General features: G+C 66.4%; 19 protein-coding genes. 5 read left to right on the top strand and 14 right to left on the bottom strand.

The window, feature by feature from the left end; translation table 11 throughout:
* Window position 1: 1 nt before the first annotated feature.
* Window positions 2-1,339, top strand: coding sequence for a phosphonate ABC transporter, permease protein PhnE (phnE, locus tag C7441_RS10170; protein WP_109612777.1), 1,338 nt, complete (start codon window positions 2-4; stop codon window positions 1,337-1,339).
* Window positions 1,340-1,716: 377 nt separating this feature from the next.
* Here the strand turns inward: phnE and C7441_RS10165 are convergent, their stop codons facing one another.
* The 7 genes from C7441_RS10165 to phnG all read right to left on the bottom strand — a co-directional run bounded on the left by C7441_RS10165 (window position 1,717) and on the right by phnG (window position 7,033).
* Window positions 1,717-2,334 (bottom strand): DapH/DapD/GlmU-related protein, encoded by a 618-nt coding sequence (locus tag C7441_RS10165; RefSeq protein ID WP_109612776.1) that lies wholly within the window; start codon window positions 2,332-2,334, stop codon window positions 1,717-1,719.
* Window positions 2,331-3,038 (bottom strand): phosphonate C-P lyase system protein PhnL, encoded by a 708-nt coding sequence (gene phnL, locus C7441_RS10160; RefSeq protein WP_109612775.1) that lies wholly within the window; start codon window positions 3,036-3,038, stop codon window positions 2,331-2,333. Before phnL ends, C7441_RS10165 begins: the two co-directional genes overlap by 4 nt.
* A 149-nt stretch (window positions 3,039-3,187) precedes the next feature.
* Window positions 3,188-3,964, bottom strand: a complete 777-nt coding sequence (phnK, locus tag C7441_RS10155) for a phosphonate C-P lyase system protein PhnK (protein ID WP_109612774.1) — start codon at window positions 3,962-3,964, stop codon at window positions 3,188-3,190.
* A complete protein-coding gene (locus C7441_RS10150; protein ID WP_109612773.1) occupies window positions 3,961-4,854 on the bottom strand; it encodes an alpha-D-ribose 1-methylphosphonate 5-phosphate C-P-lyase PhnJ in 894 nt (297 codons plus the stop codon). Before C7441_RS10150 ends, phnK begins: the two co-directional genes overlap by 4 nt.
* Window positions 4,851-5,954 carry a carbon-phosphorus lyase complex subunit gene (locus tag C7441_RS10145; protein ID WP_109612772.1) on the bottom strand — a complete coding sequence of 368 codons (1,104 nt, stop codon included), beginning with the start codon at window positions 5,952-5,954 and terminating at the stop codon, window positions 4,851-4,853. Before C7441_RS10145 ends, C7441_RS10150 begins: the two co-directional genes overlap by 4 nt.
* A 3-nt stretch (window positions 5,955-5,957) precedes the next feature.
* Window positions 5,958-6,563: a phosphonate C-P lyase system protein PhnH gene (phnH, locus tag C7441_RS10140; RefSeq protein ID WP_109612771.1), complete on the bottom strand. Its 606-nt coding sequence runs from the start codon at window positions 6,561-6,563 to the stop codon at window positions 5,958-5,960.
* On the bottom strand, window positions 6,563-7,033 hold the full coding sequence (phnG, locus tag C7441_RS10135; RefSeq protein WP_109612770.1) for a phosphonate C-P lyase system protein PhnG: 471 nt from the start codon (window positions 7,031-7,033) through the stop codon (window positions 6,563-6,565). Before phnG ends, phnH begins: the two co-directional genes overlap by 1 nt.
* A 104-nt stretch (window positions 7,034-7,137) precedes the next feature.
* On the opposite strand from phnG, the gene phnF reads away from it, so the two are divergent.
* Window positions 7,138-7,881, top strand: a complete 744-nt coding sequence (gene phnF / locus C7441_RS10130) for a phosphonate metabolism transcriptional regulator PhnF (RefSeq protein ID WP_019172756.1) — start codon at window positions 7,138-7,140, stop codon at window positions 7,879-7,881.
* Window positions 7,882-7,908: 27 nt separating this feature from the next.
* Here phnF and hemN read toward each other — a convergent pair whose 3' ends face one another.
* From hemN to sugE, 4 genes are all read right to left on the bottom strand, one after another.
* Window positions 7,909-9,258 (bottom strand): oxygen-independent coproporphyrinogen III oxidase, encoded by a 1,350-nt coding sequence (hemN, locus tag C7441_RS10125; RefSeq protein ID WP_109612769.1) that lies wholly within the window; start codon window positions 9,256-9,258, stop codon window positions 7,909-7,911.
* 94 nt (window positions 9,259-9,352) lie between these two features.
* Window positions 9,353-13,963, bottom strand: a complete 4,611-nt coding sequence (locus C7441_RS10120; RefSeq protein ID WP_109612768.1) for a translocation/assembly module TamB domain-containing protein — start codon at window positions 13,961-13,963, stop codon at window positions 9,353-9,355.
* Window positions 13,960-15,882: an autotransporter assembly complex protein TamA gene (locus tag C7441_RS10115; protein WP_425326573.1), complete on the bottom strand. Its 1,923-nt coding sequence runs from the start codon at window positions 15,880-15,882 to the stop codon at window positions 13,960-13,962. Before C7441_RS10115 ends, C7441_RS10120 begins: the two co-directional genes overlap by 4 nt.
* Before the next feature lie 247 nt (window positions 15,883-16,129).
* Window positions 16,130-16,450 carry a quaternary ammonium compound efflux SMR transporter SugE gene (gene sugE / locus C7441_RS10110; protein ID WP_109612766.1) on the bottom strand — a complete coding sequence of 107 codons (321 nt, stop codon included), beginning with the start codon at window positions 16,448-16,450 and terminating at the stop codon, window positions 16,130-16,132.
* Between the two features lie 505 nt (window positions 16,451-16,955).
* Between sugE and C7441_RS10105 the strand changes: the two genes are divergently transcribed.
* Window positions 16,956-18,158: a GGDEF domain-containing protein gene (locus C7441_RS10105; RefSeq protein WP_109612765.1), complete on the top strand. Its 1,203-nt coding sequence runs from the start codon at window positions 16,956-16,958 to the stop codon at window positions 18,156-18,158.
* A gap of 7 nt (window positions 18,159-18,165) precedes the next feature.
* On the opposite strand, the gene C7441_RS10100 is transcribed toward C7441_RS10105, so the two are convergent.
* Together C7441_RS10100 and C7441_RS10095 are read right to left on the bottom strand one after the other, a co-directional pair.
* Window positions 18,166-20,784: an AAA family ATPase gene (locus C7441_RS10100; protein ID WP_109612764.1), complete on the bottom strand. Its 2,619-nt coding sequence runs from the start codon at window positions 20,782-20,784 to the stop codon at window positions 18,166-18,168.
* Entirely contained in the window at window positions 20,781-21,908 is a 1,128-nt protein-coding gene (locus C7441_RS10095; protein WP_109612763.1) for a metallophosphoesterase family protein, read from the bottom strand. The genes C7441_RS10100 and C7441_RS10095 overlap by 4 nt, the downstream gene beginning before the upstream one ends.
* Before the next feature lie 271 nt (window positions 21,909-22,179).
* On the opposite strand from C7441_RS10095, the gene C7441_RS10090 reads away from it, so the two are divergent.
* Together C7441_RS10090 and C7441_RS10085 are read left to right on the top strand one after the other, a co-directional pair.
* The gene (locus C7441_RS10090; protein ID WP_019172750.1) at window positions 22,180-22,629 is read left to right on the top strand and encodes a universal stress protein; all 450 of its coding nucleotides are present in this window, start codon (window positions 22,180-22,182) and stop codon (window positions 22,627-22,629) included.
* Between the two features lie 121 nt (window positions 22,630-22,750).
* Window positions 22,751-23,668 (top strand): DMT family transporter, encoded by a 918-nt coding sequence (locus C7441_RS10085; RefSeq protein ID WP_109612762.1) that lies wholly within the window; start codon window positions 22,751-22,753, stop codon window positions 23,666-23,668.
* A gap of 10 nt (window positions 23,669-23,678) precedes the next feature.
* Here the strand turns inward: C7441_RS10085 and C7441_RS10080 are convergent, their stop codons facing one another.
* Complete coding sequence (locus tag C7441_RS10080) at window positions 23,679-24,935, bottom strand: molybdopterin molybdotransferase MoeA (protein WP_109612761.1); 1,257 nt, start codon at window positions 24,933-24,935, stop codon at window positions 23,679-23,681.
* Window positions 24,936-24,937: the final 2 nt, after the last annotated feature.

The raw sequence follows: 24,937 nt of genomic DNA, 5'->3' as shown, positions 1-24,937 counted from the left end.
CATGACGCATCTTTCCGCCGCGCAACTGGCCGAAATCGAATCCCGCCATTTCGACGTGTTTCACCGTCCGCTGCTCAAGCGCGCGCTGCCTTTTCTGATCGCGCTCGGCACGCTCGCCTATGTCGCCTATTGCTGGTGGTTCTTTTCCATCGGCACGGTGATTTCCGGCGGCCAGTGGGAGCGCGCCGAAATCTATGCGCGGCAGTGGTACTCCTATGACCTGCGGCCCACGATCCGGTTCTCGGGCGCGGATGCGAAAATCACCTGGCCGCGCTTTTCGCCGCTGGGCGACAATCCCGATCCCGATTGGGTGAGCCAGAACGGCAACCGAATCGCCGTGGATTTCGGCTCCGCCGGGCGCGTGGTGGCCGATGCCGGACAGGTTGAGGTCGAGCATCGCGGCGAGACGCTGACGGTGCTGCTCGAACCCACCGGCGCCAGACCGCAGGGCGAACTGCCCGCCTGGGCGACGCTGCGCGAGGACGAGGTGAAGGCGAACTTCGGCTTTGCCGGCGAAGTCCGCATCCTGCCCGAGCGCGTGACCCTCAGCCGCCGCTTCCTGGGCTGGCCGAACTTCCTCTTCGATCCGCGTTCGCCCTTCTGGGGCAAGCCGCTGGGGGACGTGGCCGGCCTGATCGTCTCGGGCGAACGCATCAAGCCGGAGATGTCGAATGCGGCACTTGCCTTCGACAATATCTGGAACAACTCGCAATGGCAGCATGGCGACGTCTGGACGAAGCTGTTGCAGACCATCGTGATGGCTTTCGTGGGCACGCTGTTCGCCTCCTTCGTGGCGCTGCCGCTGGCCTTCATCGCGGCGCGCAACATCACGCCGAGTTTTTTTGCCAACCAGGTGACGAAGCGCTTCTTCGACTTCCTGCGCTCGGTGGACATGCTGATCTGGGCGCTGTTCTTCACCCGCGCCTTCGGACCGGGACCGCTGGCCGGCATTTCCGCGATCTTCTTCACCGACACCGGAACTCTCGGAAAAGTGTATTCCGAAACGCTGGAAAACATCGACGACAAGCAGCGCGAGGGCGTGCGCGCGGTGGGCGCCGCGCCGGTGGTGGTGCAACGCTATGGCGTGGCGCCACAGGTGATGCCGGTATTCGTCAGCCAGGCGCTCTATTTCTGGGAATCCAACACCCGTTCGGCCACCATCATCGGCGCGGTCGGCGCGGGCGGCATCGGCCTGAAGCTCTGGGAGGCCATGCGCACCAATTCGAACTGGGCCAATGTGGCCTATATGGTGCTGCTGATCCTGATCGTGGTTTTCATCTTCGACAATATTTCGAACGCACTGCGTCGCCGGCTGATGGAGGGCGGCGCGGGGCGGTAGTTTTTCGCGCGGCGCCGCATCTGTCTTGATGTTCGGCTATGCGCATGACCTCCGTCTCGCCACGCCCGACACCTCTCTCCGCAAGTGGGGCGAGGAACCGGCGCTCCCACGGTCGCAGCCTCGCAGAACGTGGGTTCCTCGCTCGCATGAAATGGAGGAAAGGTGGTTTGCGAAGCAAATCGGAGAGGGGGCAAGCTCGCCTTGGAGAGCGACGTCGGCTCGGAGTATGAATTTCGGAGCTCGTTGGCGCCAGCCAGTTGAAACCGCTGCCCCCAAAAGAAGACCACCGCTTAGAATGGGCATGCCGATGCAGGCACGCAAAATAAAACCCGGATAGCCTCGCTTCGGCTATCCGGGTTAAGGCCTTAGCGGATTGCCTACCCGCCGTGCTTTTCCAGAAACTCTTCCGCCGAAAGCTCCCGGAAATCGTCGAGCGCGGCGCGCAGGCGCGCGTGGTCCCAGTCCCACCAGGCCAGCGCCTGATAGCGCTCGGCGGTGCGGCGGTCGAAGCGCTCGCGGATCGGCCTGGCGGGCACTCCGGCGACGATGGTGTAGGGCGCGACATCTTTCGTCACCACCGCGCCCGAACCGACCACGGCTCCATCGCCGATGGTGACGCCGGGCAGCACCGTCACGCCATGGCCGAGCCAGGTGTCGTGGCCGATGCGCACGGCATTGGACCGCCGCCACGCGAAGAACTCTTCCTCGTGGCCGGCGTCCTCCCAGTAGTCCGAGGCGCGGTAGGTGAAGTGGTGCAGCGTCGGCCGCCACGTCGGGTGGTTGGTGGCGTTGATGCGCACCGCCGCCGCGATGTTGGAGAACTTGCCGATCTCGGCGCACCAGACGCCGCAATCCTGCATGACGTAGGAATAGTCGCCAAGCGTGCTTTCCTGCACGCGGCTGCGGTCAGCGATCTCGGTGTAGCGGCCGAGCGTCGAGCCGCTGACCTCGGCGGTCGGATGGACCAGCGGCTGTTGCGACAGTTTCGTCATCAGGCGGCGATCCTTTCCGGTGCGAATTGCGTCACGTCGATGACGCTGTCGGCCACGGCCTCGCGCACGTCCTGATCGTGGAAGATGCCAAGCAGCGCTACACCCTCGCGCTTCTTCTGCGCGATCATGCCGACGACCACCTCGCGGTTGACCGCGTCGAGCGAGGCGGTCGGCTCGTCGAGCAGCAGGACCGGATGGCTGGTGATGAAGCCGCGCGCGATGTTGACGCGCTGCTGCTCGCCGCCGGAGAAGGTGGCCGGCGGCAGCAGCCAGAGCCGTTCGGGCAGGTTGAGGCGGGCGAGCAGTTCGCGCGCCTTGTCACGCGCCAGTTCCCTGCCCTCGCCCAGCGCCACCAGCGGCTCTGCCACCACGTCGAGCGCCGAGACGCGCGGCACGGTGCGCAGGAACTGGCTGACATAGCCGATGGTGTCGCGGCGGATGGCAAGCACGGTGCGCGGGCTTGCCGAGGCGAGATCGACCAGCTGGCCGCCATGGCTGACGATGATCTGGCCCTCGTCCACGGCATAGTTGCCGTAGAGCATTTTCAGGATCGAGCTTTTGCCCGCGCCAGACGGCCCGCCCAGCACGGCGCATTCGCCGGCGGTCAGCGAAAACGAGACATCGGCCACCACGGGCAGCCTGATACCGTCGCGCAGATGCATGGTGAAGCTTTTGGCGACTTCGGAAACGACGAGAAGCGTGGGCATCAGAGAAACTCCCTGCTGGCGATCATCGGTGGTGGGATATGAGAAAGTTCGACGGCGACGGGAGGCTCTCTTCGTTGCCCCCTCTGTCCGGCAAGACAGAGGGGGGCGCGAAAGCGCAAACACCTTGCAAAGAAACGATCTTCATCACGTCACACCTGCAAAATGGAGGACACGAGAAGCTGGGTGTAGGGCGCGCGCGGATCGTCGAGCACGCGGTCGGTAAGACCGGCTTCGACGACGTGGCCATCCTTCATCACCATCATGCGCTGCGAGAGCAGGCGCGCGACGGCGAGGTCGTGCGTGACGACGATGGCCGCGAGGCCAAGGTCGGTGACGAGCCCGCGCAGCAGGTCAAGCAGACGCGCCTGCACCGACACGTCGAGGCCACCGGTGGGCTCGTCCATGAAGACGAGGCGCGGGCCCGTGACAAGGTTGCGGGCGATCTGCAGGCGCTGGCGCATACCGCCGGAGAAGGAGCGCGGCTCGTCGTCGATGCGGTCCTCGCCGATCTCGACACGGGAGAGCCAGTCGATCGCGGTGGAGCGGATATTGCCGTAGTGGCGATCGCCGACGGCCATCAGCCGCTCGCCGACATTGGCGCCGGCCGAGACGGTCATGCGCAGGCCGTCGGCCGGGTTCTGATGCACAAAACCCCAGTCGGTGCGCATGAGGAAGCGTCGCTCGGCCTCGCTCATGCGGTAAAGGTCGCGCCAGCTGCCATCGCGCATGCGATAGCTGACGCCGCCGGAACTCGGCGTCAACCGTGTCGACAGGCAGTTGAGCAGCGTGGTCTTGCCCGAGCCGGATTCGCCGACCACGGCCAGAACCTCGCCCGGCCAGAGGTCGAAGGAGACATCCTCGCAGCCCAGCCGCGCGCCGTAATATTTGGACAGCGCGTTGACGCGCAGAAGCGGTTCGTCGGTCATTCGGCAGGCTCCATGGCTTCAGGGGCGAGATAACCGCGATGGCCGTCCGCCTGGCGCTTTTCGCAATGGTCGGTGTCGGAGCAGACGAACATGTATCCGCCCTTGTCATCGAGGATGACTTCGTCGAGGTAGACGTTTTCAGCGCCGCACAGCGCGCAGGGCTGGTCGAAGGTCTGCACCTCGAAAGGATGGTCCTCGAAGTCCAGGCTGACCACTTCGGTGAAGGGCGGAATGGCGTAGATGCGCTTTTCGCGGCCCGCGCCGAACAGCTGCAAGGCCGGCGACATGTGCATCTTGGGATTGTCGAACTTCGGCGTCGGCGACGGGTCCATCACGTAACGCCCCTCGACCTTGACCGGATAGGCATAGGTGGTGGCGATGCGGCCGTGCCTGGCGATGTCCTCGTAGAGCTTCACATGCATGAGGCCGTATTCTTCCAGCGCATGCATCTTGCGCGTCTCGGTCTCGCGCGGCTCGAGGAAGCGCAGCGGCTCGGGGATCGGCACCTGGTAGACCAGCGTCTGCCCCGCCTGCAGCGGATATTCCGGTATGCGGTGGCGGGTCTGGATGATGGTGGCACTGGCCGTCTCGGTGGTGACTGCGACATTGGCGACCTTCCTGAAAAAGGCGCGGATGGAGACGGCATTGGTGGTGTCGTCGGCGCCCTGGTCGATGACCTTCAGCACGTCGTCCGGGCCGATGATCGAGGCCGTGACCTGCACGCCGCCGGTGCCCCAGCCATAGGGCATGGGCATTTCGCGGCTGGCGAACGGCACCTGGTAGCCGGGAATGGCGATGCCCTTCAGGATGGCGCGGCGGATCATCCGCTTGGTCTGCTCATCCAGATAGGCGAAGTTGTAGCTTGCGATGTCAGTGGACTGCATGGTCATTCCGCCGCCTCCTGCCGTTCGAACCGGTTTTCGCGCGCATCGTGCTCGGCGCGCATGCGGCGTATGAGGTCGAGCTCGGCCTGGAAGTCGACGTAATGCGGCAGCTTCAGGTGTTCGACGAAGCCCGTGGCCTGGACATTGTCGGAATGCGAGATGACGAATTCCTCGTCCTGCGCGGGGGCGACGACATCCTCGCCGAATTCGCGGGCGCGCAGCGCGCGGTCGCACAGCGACATGGACATGGCCTTGCGCTCGGACTGGCCGAAGACGAGCCCGTAGCCGCGCGTGAACTGCGGCGGCACCTTGGCCGAGCCCTTGAACTGGGTGACCATCTGGCACTCGGTGACGCGGATGCGGCCGAGCGGCACGGCGAAGGGCAGCTCCGGCACGTCCAGTTCCAGCTCGACCTCGCCGATGCGGACCTCGCCGACGAAGGGATGGTTGCGGCCATAGCCGCGCTGGGTGGAGTAGCCGAGCGCAAGCAGGAAGCCTTCGTCGCCGCGCGCCAGCGCCTGCAGGCGCAGGTCGCGTTCGATGGGGAAGTCCAGCGGCTCGCGCGTCAGGTCGCCGGTGACGTGATCCTGCGGCATGTCGCCGTCGCCTTCAATCAGACCTTCATGCGCAAGGATTTCCGAAACGCGCGGCATGCGGCCTTCCTCGGCCTCGCGCTGCTCGGGTTCATCGACTGGCGAACCCGCGGCGATCCCGGGGTCGAGCAGACGGTGCGTGTAGTCGAAGGTAGGTCCAAGCAACTGCCCGCCGGGCAGGTCCTTGTAAGTCGCGGAAACACGCCGCTCGACCAGCATGGCGCCGGTGTCGATGGGGTTGGTGTAGCCGAAGCGCGGCAGCGTGGTGCGATAGGCACGCACCAGGAAGACCGCCTCGATCAGGTCGCCGCGCGACTGGGCGATAGCGAGCGCGGCCAGTTCGCGATCGTAGAGCGAGCCTTCGGCCATGACGCGATCGACGCCGAGCGCGAGCTGTTCCACGATCTGGTCGATGTGCAGCGCCGGCACCGAACGGTCGCCGCGACGGCGGTCGGCAAGCAGCCTGTGCGCGTTGGAAATGGCGGCATCGCCGCCCTTGACGGCCACATACATGGGTCAGCCCTCCATGGTCTTGATACGCGTGGTGCGCGGCAGGCAGGCCACCCCTTCGGGCGCGGCCAGGATGACATCGACGCCGCGCGGGAAACGAGCGCGGTTCTGCTTCCATTGCTCGACGAAGTGGCGCGGCAGCGAAACGGGCGCGAAGGCGACCGATGTTTCGATGCCGGGGCCTTCGAGCTGGAGCATTTCGCCGCCCGAAAGGCTCGCCACCTGAAGGATGAGCGTGGTGGAGCGGTCGGGGTATTCCTGCGACCCTTGCGCGAAATTCTCGAGCGCAATCAGCTCGGCCGGGCTCGACGCGATGGCGAAATGCGCATCGGCCGCTGTGTGGGCCAGCGGCGCGCCGGTGTGGAAGCCGAGCCAGTGACGGGCAGCGGGCGACGCCTGCAAGGCCGCATCGAGCCAGAGCGGCGTATCGGCATCGCAGAGCGACAGCGCGACGGCAGCCGCGACCGGCGCCAAAGGCGACGGCGGCGCAGTGAGTTCGCCGCAAGGCTGGATGGTGCCGGGACGCGCCATCGCGTCCATGAGGGCGCGGAACATCGCCTGCGCGTCGAAGACCGGGTTGGCGAAGCCGCCGTCTATTGCCTCGATGTCCATCAGTCCTCTCCGCGTACCATGGTGAAAAAATCGACCTTGGTCGCCGCCGTCTCGGCGCGGCGACGGTCATCGGCTTTTGCCTGCGCCACACGCAGCGGCGCGATGACTTTCGTTTCGATGTCGTCGCGCCGCGAGGCGTCCTGCCACAGCGCGTCGGCTATGGCCGAAAGCAGCGCCTTCTCCTTGTCGCGGCCGAGCGCATAGGCATGGCCCACCGCGCCGCCTTCCACCCGCACCGTGGCGCGGGTGACGGTCGCCTCGCCGAAGTTGAACGGCGCACCGCCGCCGCCGATGCGCCCGCGCACGGTGACCAGCCCGGTTTCGGGCCCGCGCAGCCGCTGCACATCTCGCGGCAGGCCGGCTTCGTCCCACAGCGCCTTCAACGTTTCGCCCGGCGCATTGGCAAGCGCGGCCATTGCCGCCTTGCGCGCCAGCGCCTCTTCCTGTTCCTGCCGCCTGTCGGTCTTCATGGCCGCTCCATCTCTTCGCATATTTGTCTATTGCTCTAGACAACTAAACAAATTATACTCCCTTTCTAATCGCTGTCCATGACGGCTGGATGACGGAGCGGAAAATGGAACAGGCCGGCGAAGAGCTGATGGAACGCCGCAGCGGCGTGGCACTCTGGCGGCAGGTGGCCGACCGCATCCGGCTGGGCATCAGCAACGGGACGCTGGGCGACGGCAGCAAATTGCCGCCGGAAATCACGCTGTCGCAGCAATTCGGCGTCAACCGCCATACGGTGCGGGCGGCGATCTCGGCGCTGGTGCAGGAAGGCGTGCTGCGCGCCGAGCAGGGGCGTGGCACCTTCATCGAAAGCCGCAAGCGGCTCTCCTACCCGATCACCACGCGCACGCGTTTCTCGACCGGCCTGAAGGACCAGACGCGGGCGCGGCGGGTGGCCCTGCTCCGACATACGATCGAACCCGCCAGCGGACGCGTTGCGGAAGCGCTGCGGCTGGAGCCGGGCGCGCCCGTGCTGCGACTGGAAACCGTCAGTGAGGCAGACGGACGATGCGTTTCATGCGGCACGAGCTGGTTCGACGCTACGCGCTTTCCGGCATTTGCCGATGTGTTCGCCGAGACGGAATCGGTTACGGCCAGTTTTGCCCGTTTCGGCGTGGACGATTATGTGCGCCGCTCCACACTGGTGTCGGCGCGGCACGCGGATGCCGACGACCTCGACCATCTGAAGCTATCCCCCGGAGCCATCGTGCTGGTGACAATCGCCATCAATGACGACCTGGAAGGCCGGCCGATCCAGTTTTCGCAGACGCATTTCTCGGCCGACCTGGTGGAGCTGGCAATCGAGACGTAGCGGCAGCGGCGCCTCCGAGCGGCCCGCTCACACCGCCGTGGAATGCCGCGCGCCATTGCTGCCCAGATAGGCATCGAACGCCGCCACCACTGCGCGCACCACCGGGCGGCCGCGTTCCGTCACGACAAAGCGGTCGCCGTCGGTGATGACGAGCCCGTCTTCGTCCTCGGCTACAAGACGGTCGGCCAAAGCTGCCAGCGGCGCACCGGTGATCCCGAAGCAATCCGTGAATTCCGCTTTGGAGAAGGAGAAATCGCACATCAGCCGTTCGATCACCCAGGCGCGCATGCGGTCTTCCTCCGACAGCGCGAAACCCTTGGTCACCGCCAGCCCGTTTTCCGAGACAAGCCGCTCATATTCGCCCGTGGCCGTGCTGTTCTGCACATAGCCCTGCCCCAGCTTGCCGATGGATGAGGCGCCGAAGCCGATCAGCGTATCGAGGTCATCCACCGTATAGCCCTGGAAATTGCGGCGCAGCCGGCCTTCGCGATGCGCAACCGCCATCGCGTCGCCGGGCTTGGCGAAATGGTCGATGCCGATCACCTGATAGCCGTGGCCGGCGATGATTTGCGCCGCACGCGACGACTGCTCGAAGCGTCCGACGATGTCGGGCAACGTCGCCTCGTCGATCATGGTCTGGTGCTTGCGCATCCATGGCACATGCGCGTAGCCGAACAGCGCGATGCGGTCGGGGTCGAGGGAAAGTGCCTGCTCGACGGTTGCCGCGACACTGTCCACCGTCTGGTGGGGCAAGCCGTAGAGCAGGTCGAGATTGACCGATTGCGCCCCGCGGGCGCGGGCGGCGTCCACCACGGCCTTCGTCTGCGCGAAACTCTGTTCGCGATTGATGGCAGCCTGCACCCTGGGATCGAAATCCTGCACGCCGAGGCTGACGCGGGTCATGCCGATTTCGGCCAGCGCGTCGAAGCGCGCCTCGTCCATGTCGTTGGGATCGATCTCGACGCTGATTTCGGCGTCCGGGCGGAAGGCGAATGCCCCGCGCAACACGTCATTCAGCGTGCGCATGTCGTCGGGCGACAGCATGGTGGGCGAACCGCCGCCGAAATGCAGCGCCCCGACTTCGACACCGTCCGCAACCAGCCGCGCCACCGTGGCTATCTCGCGATAGAGATAGTGCAGATATTGCGCGATCGGCTCGTAGCGACGCGTCTGCCTGGTGTTGCAGGCACAGAACCAGCATAGGCGGTCGCAATAGGGGATGTGAATGTAGAGCGACAGCGACGTTCCCGGCGCGATCTTGCCCAGCCATTCACGATAGGTCGCGGCATTCACGCCGCCATGGAAATGCGGCGCGGTGGGATAGCTGGTGTAGCGCGGCACAGGCGCGGCGTGCTTGCGGATGAGGTCTGTGTGCATCGGTCGGGCTCCGGACTTGTCCGTACCCGGCCAGCATTACAAGCTGCCCTGCCCGCGTCGTTGATCTCGATCAACCGGCCCGGCCGCGCCCGCCTCAATAATCCTTTTCGTAGAACACGCCGAGGCTGGAATCACCATCGGACCCGACCGCGCCCTTCGCCTTCAGGTTCCTGGTGATGTCGAGATTGACCGTGCCGCGCGTGGCACCGCCCGCGCCCGCCTCCACACCCAGATAGATGTTGTCCTGGATATAGCGGCCGGCGCGCACGGCGGCGTTGCCCTTGCTGTCGGTGATGACGTCCAGATCGTCCAGGCCGGTGGCGCTGCGCAGATTGCCGAGCAGCGAGTTGTTGCCGCCGCCTGCCAGCTCGGCCGCTGCCGCAGCGAGCTGCGCGATCTGGAAGGCCGACAATTCATCGAGGCCACGGTTGAAGATCAGGCGAGCCAGCACTTCGTCCTGCGGCAGTTCCGGCTGCGAGGAGAAGGTGACGCTGATGTCGGACGCCCGGCCCGAAACCGTGATGAAGACGGTGATGTCGGTGCCTTCCGAACGCGCAACAAAGTTGAGGAACGGGTCCATGTCGCCCACCAGCGTCACCGTGCCTTCATCGAAGGTGATGCGCTGGGTGAGGATGCTGAGCCGGCCGCGAATGAGCTGGAAGCCGCCCACGGGCTGGATGTCGGAGACCGGACCGGTGAGCTTGACCTGGCCGCCGAGTTCGGCGTCCAGCCCGCGCCCGCGCACGAAGATGCGGTTGGGCGCGTTCACGCTGACGTCGAGGCGCATGACGCTCGGCCGCGCCGTGGGTGTCGGCGTGCCGTCATTGGCGCGGGCGCGCTTCAGCGTCTGCGCCACCGCCTTGGGCGGATTGACGTGCCTGACGTCCAGAGCGGCCGCGCCGCCGCCGAATGTGTCGGGCACGGTGATCTCTGCGCGATCGACGTCGATCCGGCCCGACAGCAGCGGATCGCGCGTCAGCGGGCCGGTGATGGCGAGCGTGCCGTTGACGGTCGCCACGACCAGATTGCCATCCGAATAACGGGCGTTGTTGAGCATGATGCGGATATCCGCCGGGAACGCGGCGGCCGCATCGAGGGACACCGTGCCGGTAGCACTCACCGAGCCGCCCGCGCCGAGATTTGCAGAAGCGTTGCGGATCGTCACGCGGTCGCCGTCGATCGTGCCCATGACGGCGATGGATTGCACGCGCACATTGCTTTCGGGGTCGACGAACTGCGCGCCCTGCGTTGAGAACATGCCGCGGATCGAGGGCTGGCGCAGATTGCCGGAAATGGTGGCATTTGCCGTCAACGTGCCGCTCGCCTGTGCGCCGCGTTCGGCCAGGAAGCGATTGGCCAGCGACAGCGGCGCCTCGCCGCGCACGGAAAGATCGAGTCCGTTGCCCGAGACCGGCACACGGCCGCTGGCGGTCAGCGACAGGCCTTGCGGCCCGCTGGCCGTTGCCGACGAGAGCGTCAGCACCTTGTCGGCGAAGTTCCCGGCGATGGTGAGTTCCAGCGGTGCGGCCCCTGCTTCTTCGAGAGCGGCCGCGCGCAGGCCCGCTCCGCGCAGGTTGAATGTCGCGGCCGGATTGTCGAGCTGGCCGGTGACGCGCGCCGTGCCGGAAACATTGCCGCCCAGCCGCTGGTTGGGCACGGCAGCGTTGAGCACGGCGAGCGGGAAGGATTCCAGCCCGATGTCGAGCGCCAGCGCGCCCTTGTCCAGCGGCACCGCGCCGTTGACGCTTGCGCGCAGCCCTTCGGGGCTGGTGACGGAGGCCTTCACATCGAGCCGGTTTGCCGTGGAATTGCCCTCGGCATCGAGATTGATCGTGGAAAGCCCTGCCTGCCGCAAGGCCGCCGCCGCAATCGAATTGCCCCTGAGCGAGAAGCGCACGTCCGGGCTTTGCCGCGTGCCGCCGATATTGGCGGTGCCGTTGATAGTGCCCGCCAGGCCGAGATCCGAGCGTATGGCGTTGGCGATCGCCAGCGGCAGGTCGGCAATGTTCACGGCAACGTCGAGCTTGTCGTTCACCTCGCCGCGCGCGGTGATGCGGCCGCCGCCGACATCGAGCGCCAGATTGTCGATGGAAATCGCCTGCCCGCGCATCTGCAGGGCCGCCGGCTCGACAAGCTTCGCCGTCAGCTTGCCTTGCGCGAGATCGGCCTGCTGCAACGCCAGCCGGAAGCCGCCCTCGATGGGCGTCAGGCTGCCGGCGACGGCGGCAGTCGCGCCATTGTCGAGTTTCGCATTGGCGTTGAAATTCGTCGCCTCGCCCTGCTGCTGCGCCGTGGCCTGCACGGTCGAGATGTCGATACCGCCGACGACCATCTTGCTGGCGTTGAAGGAGCCATCGGCCATCGGCACGCCGAACAGATCGGCTATGGTGGCGTCGAGATCGGCCTTGCCGACGCGGACACTGTCCACCACCAGCTGGTCGATATTGGCGCGAACCGAGGCGTTCTGCCTGCCCTCCCGAGGCTCAAGCGCGATGTCGGCATTGACCGCGCCCGCGGCCTGCCTGAGCAGCAGCGCTGCGGCGGTCGAAACATCGGGCGCGGCGAGCGACAGCTTGCCGTCCAGCAGGCCGTCCTTGTTCTGGGTCACGTCGCCGGTGAGGCGCGCGCCGCCTGCGGTGAATTTCAGGTCGCCCAGACGCTTTTCAGCGTCGTTGACGGCAATGGCCGAAGCGAGGTCCACGCGATTGCCATCCAGGAAGGCATTGCCGGTGACGTTGCCGTTGAGATCGCCCTTCTGCAGCGTGCCCTCGAAGGCAAACACGGCATCGCGCAGCGTCTTGCCGACCAGCGTTCCCGCCGGCACGTCCGCACCGAAGGTGAGGCCGATCAACCCATCGGTGCCGGCGGCGCGGCCCTTGGCCGTAAGCCGTCCCGAAGCCTGCGGCGACAGCAGCGCGATATCGGCCACCGAAAGATCGAAGCCGAAATCGGCGGCACCTGTGGCAAAGCGGCCATCGGCCCTGGCCTCGACCTGATCGTTGACGATGCGCAATTGCCGCGCCACCAGACCGTTCTCGCCGCGGGCGACGCCGCCGGTGATGCGCGTGGTACCCTTGAGCAGATTGTCGGCGGCGGGCGTGCCGATGCCCAGCTCCCCGGCCGTGCCATCGAGCGTCAGGTCGAAGGCGCCGGTGATCGGCCTGATCTCGCCCTTGGCGACCAGATCTGCCCCGCCGGTCAACTGGCGCCCGGCCAGTGACGAGAAAGGCACGAGCGAGCGCGCCTTGAGGCCGACATCGCCCCTGAAGGCGAATTCGGCGATATCACCGGCCAGAGACAGGCTGAAACCATTGGCCATCAGCTCGGCCCTGGCGAGCTTCACCGGCGCGCCGGCCGTCCATTCGCCGCCCACATCGAGAGTTACGCGGTCGCCCAGCGCCTCGCCGACATCGGCGCGCTTGGCGACGATGCCGGACGCACCGCCTGTGGCCTTGAAAGTAAGATGGCGCCGGGCGGAATCCGAAACGTTCTGCGCAAGGCCGGACAGCAGCACCTCCACCGACTTCGATGAGAAGGTCTCGGTGGCAAGATCATCGATCTTCAATGCACCCGACCATTCGTCGCCCGGCTTGTCGCCGAAATTCAGCGTGAAGCTGGCATGCTGCACCGTGTTCTGGCCCGGCGCGGGCAGAAGCACCGGCTTGCCGGCCGGGTCAGCGATCTCGGCATTGAGAGTCAGGCGCTCAAGGAAACCATCCGAAGTCGTGCCGGCCTGGGCCTTGAGCTGCAAGGCGGCACTTTGCAGGTCGAGATTATCGAGGGTTACGCCGCCCCCGTCGCGCACAAGACCGGAGGTTTGCAGTGTGGTTTCGGAGCCGAAGAAGTCGCGGAAGCGCGGCGAGACGAGCTGCGCGATCGGCCCATGCAGATCGGCATTGAAGCCGAGCCCGCGATCCTGGCGGCGCAGCGCGAGCTTACCGGTCAGGGCGCGCAAGCCATCGGCATCGAGCGTCAGGTCCAGGTCGAGATCGGAAAGAGGCCCCTTCCCCTGCAGGGCCAGCGCCACCGGCGGCCGGCCTTCGATGTTGAGCAGATTGGCGACGATGCCGTCGGCCGGCTCGTCGAGCTTCAGGTCGAGGTCCAGCACCTGCGTGGAATTGGCATAGGCCGCCTTCAGCGCCAGTTGCCCGCCTGGCCCGTCGAGCCGGTTGATGTTCAGCGTGGTGTCGAGCGTGCCGCTGGCGAGTTGCAGATTGCCGGTCATGCCGATCTCGGCTGCAAGACCGAACAGGTCCTCGCCCAGCACGACATGGGGCACCTCCAGCGCGCCGAGCCTGATCGAAAGAGGCAGTTCGGGAAGCTGGAAACTGCTCGATTCAGGCGACGGCGCGGCCTCGGACGGCAACGGCCTGCGCATCACGTCGATGCGGTCGGCCGCCAGCGTATCGATGGAAAGCCGGCCCAGAAGGAGCGCCGAGCGCGTCCAGACGATGCGCGCATTGGTGATGCGCAGCCACACGCCCTGCCGGTCGGCGACGGTGATTTCGCCGATCGTGGCGTTGGACGACAGCACGCCCTGGATATTGTTGATACGGATCTGCCGATCCGGCGTCGAAAGCTGGTTCTCGACGAAGCCGACGAAATAGGAGCGCTCCTCGTCCGCAGTTTCCTGCGCAAGCGCGGACACCGCCAGCAGGGGCAGCGTGCAGACGAAAAGGGCGATGGCCAGAACTATCCGGGTCAAAACGCTTGTCCTATTCCCACATAGAAGCCGATGCTCGGATCGCCGCTGTGGCGATTAAGCGGCACGGCGGCATCGAGCCGGATGGGCCCGAGACCGGTGATGTAGCGCAGGCCCCCGCCGACGCCGACGCGCAGATCCTCCCTGAACTTCGGCACCGAATCGATGCCGACATAGCCCGCATCCACGAAGCCGACGAGGCCGATGCTGTCGGTGACGCGCGTGCGCAATTCCGCCGAGCCCTCGATGAGCGAGCGGCCGCCGACGATGCGGCCATCGCCCACCGGCACGCCGATATTGCGATAGCCGTAGCCGCGCACCGAGCCGCCGCCGCCTGCGAAGAACAGCTTGTCGGGTGCGATCTCGGCAATCGACGGGCCAACCAGCGTGCCGACCTTGAGGCGACCGGCGGCGACCACACGCTTTTCCTCGCCGAAGCCGTAATAGGCGCGGCCCTCCACCGTGGCGCGGCCGGCGGCGTTGCCGTAGTTGAACTCGTAGAAGGGCTCCAGCGTCGCCTCGGCATAGTAGCCTTCGGTGGCGTCGGTCTTGTTGTCGCGGCTGTCGTAGATGATGCCGCCGAGCAGACCGACATTGACGAAATTGCGCTTGCCGAAGACGTCGTCGTCGAAGCGCGCGGCTCCGCCGGTGAGCGACACACGGCCCGAAAGCTCGTCGCTGAAGATATGAGTGAAGCCGGCATCCGCGATGACGCCGGTGCGTGTATAGGCGTCCAGCACCTCACGCTCGCCGATCACCGAGGAAACGAAATTGGTGTCGGGCGTGTAGACGCCCGGCTTGATGAAGGTCGCGCCCAGACGATAGGTGAGTTCGTCCGGCTTGAAGGAATTGACGAGGCCCGACACCTTGGCTTCCAGCCGCAGCCGCTCGGCGCGGCCGAACAGGTTACGGTGCATCCAGTAGGCTTCCAGCCCCGCGCCGTCGATGGTGGAATAGCTGCCGCCGATGCCGAAGCGGCGCGGCAGGCGTTCCTGCACGATGAGGCTGATCGGCAGCGAGCCGTCCTGCCCGATCTCGTCGCCCTCCTGGAAACGCATGGCGCGGAACACATCCAGCCGCGCGAGCCGCTTGCTGGCGCGGGCGAGATCGTCGGGGTCATATTCCTGGCCGGGTTGTATCCCGGTCATCCAGGCGAGGAATTTCGGGTCGATGCGCTCGGTGCCCTGCACGTCCACCGGTGCGAAATAGGCCTTGCGGCCAGGGTCCATGGTCAGCGTGGCGTTGAGCCGGTTGGTGTCGTGCTCGGCCACCACATCGCGGCTGGCGACCTGAGCCTTGGCATAACCCTGCTGGCGCCAGGCTTCCACCGACAGCCTTTCGGCCGCCAGTACCACGCCCGAACGCGCCACCTCGCCCGGCAGGAAGCCCTCGTCTTCCGGCAGCTTGACCTTGTCGGTCTTGTCCGCCGGCGGCGGTGCGCGGTGGACGATGCTGGTTTCGCCGAACAGGAAGATCGGGCCGGGATTGACCACCACCTGCACGGCGACGGGGTCGGCCAACTCGGTATCGGGAGGAAGGTCGGCCGCCTCGCGCCCGCCCACCAGGATGCTGATCGAGCCGCCATAGCGGCCCTCGGTGTAGAGCGCCCCGAGCAGGCGGCGATAATCGCCCCGCGCCTTGGCCAGCAACCCGGCCGCGCCCGATGCCGCTTTTTCGCGATCGGCCCAAAGGGTAGACGCGCCCTTCAGGCGGGATTCGACATCGTCATTGTCGCCCGAGACGGAAAAATCGACGGTGTAGCGTTGCGGCTCGCCGATCACGTCCTCGGCCGAATCATCCTTTTTCTTGCCGAAAAGATGGATGCCGAAGAGTTCGAACGCCGCCGCCGGCGCAACGGGGCCGGCCACGAGCCCCAGGCCGACGAGCAGGCAGAGCGCAGTGCTGGTAGTAGGTACTCTCACTCAAGCTCCTGGACGCGTCACACGCGGTCAATAACGGCCAAACGCACCTGTCGCGCGCCTCGAAAAGCTCTCCGCCCCCTCGAGAGAAGAGCCGAAGTGTAGGGGATGGCGATGCCGGAAAAAAGCCTCCGAGCCGCGGGAGCTTTCAATCCGATGCAATTTTCGGTCGACATGTGACCAAAAATAGACGCCAAAGGTTGCAGCTTTCCAAACGGCGGCCGGAACACCCGGCCGCCCGTGGCCCGGATCAGTGACCGGAACTGAGCTTCAGGCCGATGAGCCCCGCCACGATGAGGCATACGCTCACGATGCGGAACAGGGTCGCCGCCTCGCCGAAAGCGACGATACCGACGATGAAAGCGCCGACGGCGCCGATGCCGGTCCAGATGGCATAGGCGGTGCCGAGCGGCAGCGTGCGCATGGCAAGCGCCAGCAGCCACAGGCTGATCAGCATCGTGATCGCCGTTATGATCGAGGGTGTGAGCTTGGTGAAACCTTCCGATTGCTTCATGGTCGATGACCAGACGACCTCGAAGACACCGGCGAAGAAAAGATAAATCCAGGCCATGGGGACATTTCCTTCTACAGCCGCACCGGATGGCAACGGGCGCAGCTTTCTGAGATTTTCGACGTTCGCGCTATTCGATCACGGGTGTGCCGGCAAGCAGCCGCATCACCGGTGCGGACGCAAGCGCAGACAGGCCCGGGCAATCTGCCCGGCAGCGATGCCAGTGCGGTCTTGCGTGTCGCGCGATGATGTGCAGGGAGGATGGGGAAGAAGACAATCGCACCATCACTTCGGATCTCCGAAACAATGGGGCCGTCCCCGTTGATCTTGAAAATGCGGGTCGTCCCGCACGCAGCCGATATAGACATTTCCGTAACCGGTGGCCAGCCCCTGTACGGGCAGACATGGCCGGCAGCGAAGGGGCAAGACAACAGGACCCCTTCGTGTTACCTAAATCTTTAGCTTTGCCGTTCATTCCGCGCAGAGCTTTACCGTATATGCTCGACCATGATCGCTGCGCGCAGCTTGCGGACAATGCCCAAGCCCCCCTCACGCCCGGATCGCCATGAAACTGGATTTCCTGACCCTCTACCTGGTCATCCTGCTGAACTCGCTCACCCTTACCGTCATATGGGCCGCGATTTCGGCTGTCTACCGCAGCTTCGAAGCCGCCCGCCACTGGCTTGCCGCCTGTGTGCTGACAACGGTCGGCGGCGGGCTGCTGATGTTCCAGGGCGGCGCGCTGGACCTCTTCTTCGCGTTCTGCGGCAATGCGCTGGTGATCTTCGGCTTCTGCGTGGTGCGGATCGGCGCGTTGCGCTTCCATGAGGATCGAGGCGGCTGGGCGTTCAGCGTCGCGCTCACCGCGCTCGCGGTCAGCGCGATGTTTGCCGTGCGCGACAGCCTGGTTGCACGCAATGTGGTTTATGCGACCGCGCAGATCGTGCCGCTCGCCATGGCCACCGTCTATCTCGCCCACCCGAAGCGGCGCAGCCTTGGCGCCATGGTCGCCGTGGTTGCGATGGCAGTGGGCATTCTGGGACAAGGCGCGGAAGCGGCGCTGAATTCGCTGCGGCTGCTCGGAGAGCTTTCCACCGAAGGCTACTACCGGGTGGCCGCATTCTGCCTCCTCACCATCATTTTCGGCGCGGTGGTGTGGAATTTCGGCTTTTTGCTGATGGCGATCGACCGGCTGCAGGCGGAACTCGCCCAGCTTGCCGCCAGCGACGAGCTGACCGGCCTGCCCAACCGGCGCAGCTTCATGGAAAAGCTTGCCACGGAGACGGCGCGGGCCCGCCGCAGCGGACGCGGCTTTTCGGTCCTGCTGCTCGACCTCGACAACTTCAAGGCGATCAACGACAGCCACGGCCACGCGGCCGGCGACCATTGTGTCCAGCATTTCGCGAAACTCGCCAAAGAGAGATTGCGCGGACAGGATATGCTGGCCCGCACCGGCGGCGACGAATTCTGCATCCTCCTGCCCGACACCACGCTACAACAGGCGGCAAGGATAGCCGATGAGCTGGTGAAGCTGATGGCGTCCAGCGTGCCGCAATGGAGAGACCGCTCCATCGCCGTGACCATAAGCGTCGGCGTCGCGCAATGGTCGCCTGCGGATGGCAAGACCGTCGAAGAAGTGCTGGAGACGGCCGATCTCGCCCTCTACGAAGCCAAGCGCAATGGCCGCAACGGCTACGCGCTGGCCCGCGACGCCGCACCCGGCAGCAATGCCGGTCCCGCCTCGGCCCACAGCGTCATGCGGGCCTGAGCCACGCTCACATGCGCCGGATCGGCGCGCCGAGCTGCAGGAAATCGCGCTCGCGGCAGGTGAGGATCAGCACCTGCTGGTTCTGCGCCGCCTTGCCGAGCACCAGATGCATGCGCTCCAGCCGCGCCTCGTCGGTATTGACCAGCGCGTCGTCCAGAACGATGCAGGCTTCCTGTCCGGCTTCGCGCAGGATGTCGGCCAGCGCGATGCGGGTGATGACGGCGATCTGCTCACGCGCGCCGACGCTGAGGGAGCCGAACGGCTCGGCCACCCCATTGCGCACAAGCTGCTCGATCTCGAAGGTCTCGTCGTGCAGCACGATATCGCTGTCGGCCTGGATCAGCCGCAGATAGGGCGCCGAGCGCTCGCGCACGGGCGCCAGCCAGCGGTCCTTGGTTTCACGCTGGGCATCGGCCAGCGTCGTGTGCAGGAGCCTGGCGGCTTGCGCTTCCAGCGTCATGCTTTTCAGCCGGGCCTCGGTGGCCGCGATCTGGCCTTCCAGCAGGGCAAGCTGCTCGCCCAGCCCATCCTTGCCGAGCGCGCGCAGCGCAGCCTCTATCTCGCGCTTCTCGATGTCGAGCCTGCGGATATCGGCATCGATCTCGCGCTCCGCCTGCTCGGCCTGTTTCAAGGCGATCTGCTTGGCTTCCGGATCGGCGCCGGCAAGTGCTGCCTGTGCGCAATCGCAACCTGTGACGGCCGCCACGAATGCCTGCCGCTCGCGGGATGCCTCCGTATCCAGAGCGGCGTCCTCCGCGACGGCGCGCGCGGCGGCAAGCTCTTCCATGCGGCGGGCATGGCGGGCCTGGGCGACGGACACCCGCTCGTCCAGCACGGCAAGCTCGCGCCGCGCCGCCTCGGCAGCCGCATTGCGATCCTTCGTCTCGGCCTCGGCCGCGCGAAGCACACCAGCCGCCTCGGTACGGCGCTGCTGGGCGGCCTCGATATCGGCAGGCTCGCAAGCATCCGTATCCGCCTCACCGGCTTCCATCAGCAGCGCATTGCGCGCAATTTCCTGCCGCAGCGCGTCGATGCCGTCGGGCGCAAGGGCCGCGATGGTGGCGCCATGCGTCTTGACCTCTGCGCGGGCGGCATCCTGCCGGCGCAGCGCCGCGCGCGCGGCAGACAGGTCGGCTTGCCCGAGCCGGCGCAGCGCCGCCGCAAGCTCCTGCCCCGCCTCTTCAGCGGCCCGCACCAGGGCTTCCGTGCCGCCGCCGGGACGAATCTCGACCGCGCCATAGCCTTCCAGCACCAGCCGCGCGTCGCGGGACAGCAGCAGCGCCTCGCCGTCCGCCACCGGCTTGCCGTCCAGTTGCGCAGCCTGAGCGCCCTCGGGGTGAAGCGCAATGCGCACGCTTGCCGCCTCAAGCCGCATGCGCGCCTGATCGAGCGCACGCTCCAGCTTCTCCAGCGCTTCGATGTCTTCGGCCGCGAGCGCCGAAGCCTGCACGAGCGCCAGCGCCTTGCGACGCGCTTCGTCCGCTTCTTCGGCGAGCTTCAGTTGTCCGCCAAGACGCCCGGCGGCCTCGGCAGCCTGCCGGCGCGCCGCGGCTCGTTCCAGGCGATGCAGCGCGGCAACCGCCTGCTGCTCGGCATGCCCGGCGGCCTCGCGCCGGGCGGAAGCTTCGGCTGCCAGCCCTTCCAGACGTGCGTAGGCTGCCGCTGCCTCACCCCGCGCGGCATTCGCCGCATCGAGGCTGGTCTTGTCGCCGGCAAGGTCGGCAATCAGCTTGAGGCGAGTGGCGGCACGCGCCTCGGCCGCATCCCGCTTCAGCTTCGCGCGTTCGACAGCGCCCTCGGCGGCACGCAGTGCTTCCGCAAGACCGGAAACAGCGGCAAAAGCCTCTCGCGCGGCAGCGGCGCGCATACGGGCGGCCTCCAGCGTGTCGTCGCGCTGATGGCGCGCAAGGATGTTCTGGATGCCGGCGAGACGATTGACGCGCTCGTCATGCTCGACCAGCTGCCGCTCCAGATCGGCCAAATGCTGACGATCGGTTTCGACCTGACCGGCCAGCGCCTTGAACTCGCCGCGCGCATTGCCGCGCTTGTCCCAGAACTGGTCGCGCCGCGCCTCCGCCGCCGTCAGAAGCGCGCGGCCGCGCTCGCCGCCGGTCACCTGCCCGATCTCGCGCTCCAGCGCGGAAGCCAGATGATTGCGACCCGCGCCGATGCCGAGCGCGCGATGCGAGGTGCCCTGCTCGACCCATAACAGCCCGAACACGCCGTGATGCTCCTGCGGCTTGGTTCCGCCCGAACTCGGCGGCGTGAAGCCGAACATCTCGGCGAGCTTGTCCTCCACCGCATCGCCCGTGTAGCGCTCGCCATTGCCGGAAAGCTCCGCCTCCTGCCGTTGGCAGAATGCCTTGCGCAGGGTCCAGCCTACACCGCCGCGCTCGAATTCCAGAACCACCTCGGGCCGCACCGACTGATTGTAGGGCTGCATGGCGGCAGCCGCCGCACCACCGACGCGATGGCGCTCGAACAGGGCGGCACGCAGCGCGGCAAGCAGGGTGGACTTGCCCGCCTCATTGTCACCGACGATGACGTTCAGCCCGTCGCCGAGATCGTCGATGACGACATGGCCGAGCTTGCGGAAATCCTTGACCTCGATGCGGCGCAGCTTCATCTCGGTCCGCCATTCATGTGGTCGACATACATCATGCGCAGCGCCACGCGCGCGGCGGCCGCCTGCGGGTCGGCATCGCTAGCTGCCTGCACCTTCAGCCGCTCGACCGCCAGCCGCACGAAGCCCGACGAATCCAGCGCATCGAGGTCGTCGTCGGTCGGCTCCTCGAACAGGCCGGCATCCTCGACGTCGAGGTGGTGGAAGCGGTTGCGCCATTTCTCCAGCTCGATCCCGAGCTGGTAGCGTTCGGCAAGGCTGATGCCGCCCCTGAGCGTCAGCGAAACGACGCGGCGGGCCGCCTCGGCCTCCAGCTCGGCCAGCGCGTCGAGCCCGGCATTGCATGTGCCGTCGAGCATCTCGGCCTCGAGCTGGCGCCATTGGTAGTGGCTGGTGGGAACGACCTCGACGCGCTCCGGCGCATCCGGCCCGTCGATCTCAACGATATGCACGAAGCCGGACCGATTGGCGCGGTGGCGGTCGGTTTCCGGCGTGCCGGAATACCATGTGCGCTGCGCGATCTGCAGCGAGCCGTGCCAGTCGCCCAGCGCCAGATAGGCGAGCCCGGCGGTGCGGGCGCGGTCGTCGGGAATCTCGTTGCTGGCCTCGGCCGCACCGGGCAGGCGGTTTGCCACGCTGCCATGCGCCAGGCCGATGCGGATCGCGCCCTGCGGCGTCGCGGCCATGTCGAACCATTCGGTCTGGTCGAGCGATTCGCGACGGCGCGTCAGCGGTGCGGGCAGGATGACGGCGCGGCCCTCCCAGCCTTCGATCGGCTGCGGACGGTCGGCAATGACGATGTTGTCCTCCGGCCCCATCTGGCGCAGTCGGCTCCACACGCTGTGGGCAAGCGCGGCATCGTGATTGCCGGGCAGGAAAATCCAGCGGCCGGAAAAAGATTTCAGCGCATCCAGCGTGCGCAGGATGGTTCGGTCCTGCACCTCATTGCTGTCGAAGGCGTCACCCGCCACCACAACGGCATCGACATTGCGCTCGGCGGCCAGGCGGGCGATTTCGCCGACGGTGGCGATGCGACGGCTGCGCAGCTCCGCGCCGGCATCGCCCGGTACGTTGCCGAAGGGCTTGCCGATCTGCCAGTCGGCCGTGTGAAGAAACCGAAACGCCATGCCGTCTTGCTGCTGTCCCCGCCGGTCCTTCCGGGCGGCTTTCCCGGATTCGTGTTCCGTTAACCCTGTTCTTCATATCCGATCTCACCGCCCCGGACGCAACCCCGATCCAGCCGTTAAGCACCGGAAACTCCAATTGCCCGTATGGATGGCGCATCGCCCTGGCACAACATTTCGCGCTGGGCAGCGTGCCGCTTCGGGTGTTTGATCCATATCAAGGACTGGCGCACCGGCCGTGCGATCATAAACGCGACAACGAAAGGATACGGGAATGTACCAGCATATCCTCATCGCCACCGATGGTTCCGAACTGGCGCAGAAGGGCCTCGACCACGGGCTTTCGCTGGCCAAGGCGCTGGACGCCAAGGTGTCCGTGCTGACCGTGACCGAGCCGTTCCCGGTCTATGGCATGGCCGGCAATTTCGCGTGGGTGGGCAGCCCGGCCGATATCGACAGCTACAACGAGGCCAGCAAGGAATTCGCCGAAAAGGTGCTGGCTGCGGCAAGTGAAGCCGCCGCCAGACTTGGCGTGCAGACCCAGACGCTCCATGCCGACGACAGCACGCCGGCCGAAGCCATCCTCGCCACCGCCGAGGCCAAGGGCTGTGACCTCATCGTCATGGCCTCGCACGGAAGGCGCGGCCTGAACCGCATGCTTCTCGGCAGCCAGACACTGGAAGTGGTGACACACAGCAAGGTGCCGGTTCTGGTGATCAAGTAGCCTCCACTGGCAGGGCGGCTCTTGAGCCAAATGACAAATAGGCCATGCCAGCGGGCCTGTGGCATTTACGCGCCTGCGCGGACCTGCCAGACAGGCGGCGATCAATCCGGAGATTGCCCCCATGTCTTCCCCCCGCGCCGGCGACGACCTCAGGCCTGCCATTGAACTTGCCATCGGCATGGCGATCTCCGGCACGGTGGGCGTCTTTGCGCTTCAATCCGGGCAGCCGACGGCCAATATCGTTTTCTTCCGCTGCGTCCTCGGGGCCACCTCGCTCGTCGCCTGGTGCATGTTCATCGGGCGCGGGCGCGAGCTCATCGCATTCGACAGGCGGGGGTTGCTGCTGGGCACCCTCAGCGGCGTGTTCCTCGTCCTCAACTGGCTTGCCATCTTCGAGGCGTTCCGCCTGACCTCGATCGGCTTCGCCACCATCATCTACCATCTCCAGCCGTTCTGGATCGTTCTGGCGGGAGGTTTCCTGCTGGGAGAAGTCATCACGCGGTCCAAATATCTCTGGATCGCGACGGCTTTTGCCGGGCTGTTGCTGGTGGTGGGACCGAAAGTGGGCGCATTGAGCGCCGATCACGATTTCACCCTCGGCATGATCTATGCCCTGCTTGCCTCCATGCTTTACGCCGCATCGACGCTCACCGTGCGCATGCTGGGCACCACGCGGCCGGAAGCGCTGAGCGTCCTGCACTGCCTCATCGGCGCGGTGCTGTTCCTGCCCTTTGTGCAGACCGCAGCCGTCCCGGACACCAGCGAACCTGCATGGCTGTGGCTTGCCGGCATCGGCGTTATTCATACAGGCATCGTCTATGTGCTGTTCTATGCCTCCTATCCGCGCCTGCCGACAACCGCGATTGCCGTGCTTGCCTTCCTCAACCCGGCAACGGCCCTGCTGAGCGACTTCGTCGTCTTCGGCCGCGCCATAACGCTGTTGCAGGCGGCGGGTCTTGCGCTCATCCTGCTCGCCGGCGTGGGCGTCAATCTGGGCTGGAGATTTCCAACGACCGTCAAAGCGCGTCAGCAGGGGTGACTGTCGTGCCTCACAGCAGGGTCGAATAGGGCAGGAAGCGAACCGTGTCTCCCGGCTGCACGCCGGTTATGTCCTCTTCCAGTTCCACCAATCCGTCCGTATCGACCAGCGACGACAACAGCCCCGCCCCCTCGCGCGGGAATTTCGTCGCCTCCCAGACCCCGTCGGCGCCCTTGCGCAGGCTGGCGCGCACATATTCGCGGCGGCCCTCTTTCTTGCGGTAGGCAAAGGCGGCGCGCATGGGAATGCCCGGTAGCGCTTCCGGCTGCGCGCCGGCCAGCAGGCGCACGGCCGGGCGCACGATGCGGGCAAAGGTCACGAAGCTCGCGACCGGGTTGCCGGGCAGGCCCATGAAGGCCGCGCCGCGAATCACGCCCATGGCGACCGGCCGGCCGGGCTTGATGCCGACCCGCCAGAGCACCAGCGTGCCGACGCGCTCGACGCTTGCGCGCACATAATCGGCCTCACCCGTCGAAACGCCGCCCGAGGTGAGGATCAGATCGTGCGAGGCGGCCGTATCGGCCAGCATCGGCGCCATGCGTTCGCTGTCGTCGGGCAGGATGCCGAGATCGGTGACGACGCAGCCCAGCCGCGCCAGCATGGCCTTGAGCATGAAGCGGTTGGAATCGAAAAGCTGAGCCGAGCCGCGCGCGGCCCCCGGCGCAACGATCTCGTTGCCGGTGGAAAACACCGCGACCCTGATGCGCCTTCGCACCGTGACCTCGGCCAGCCCGAACGCCGCGATCAGCGCCACATCCTGCGGCCTCAGGATCTGCCCCGCCTTCAGCGCCACGGCGCCGGCGGCGATGTCCTCGCCCGCCGGCCGCACATTGGCGCCGGGCTTCAGCCCGGCCGGCAGGACCACCCGGCCGCTGTCGTCGAGGCGCACATCCTCCTGCATGAAGACGGTATCCACGTCCTCAGGCATCGGCGCACCGGTGAAGACGCGCACTGCCTGCCCCGCCAGCACCTTTGCCTGCGCCTGCGCGCCGGCCTGCACGCGCCCCGCGACAGGCAGCACCTTTTCGGCCTCGACCGGCACATCCGCGCCGCGCACGGCATAGCCGTCCACGGCCGAATTGGTGAAGGGCGGCAACGGCAGGGGCGCGCTGACATCCCGCGCCAGCACGCGCCCGTCCGCCTCGTCGAGCGGCACCGTCTCGAATTCATCGACAGGCACCAGCCGCGACGCGATCAGGCCGGCGGCCTCGTCCACCGTCATCAGCGGCCCGCCAAAGGCGAAACAATCGTCGGAAAGCTGCGCCATGA

Origin of the sequence: Pseudaminobacter salicylatoxidans (genome assembly GCF_003148475.1) — a bacterium.
Lineage (GTDB): Bacteria > Pseudomonadota > Alphaproteobacteria > Rhizobiales > Rhizobiaceae > Pseudaminobacter > Pseudaminobacter salicylatoxidans.
This window is presented reverse-complemented; position numbering and strand designations above follow the sequence as displayed.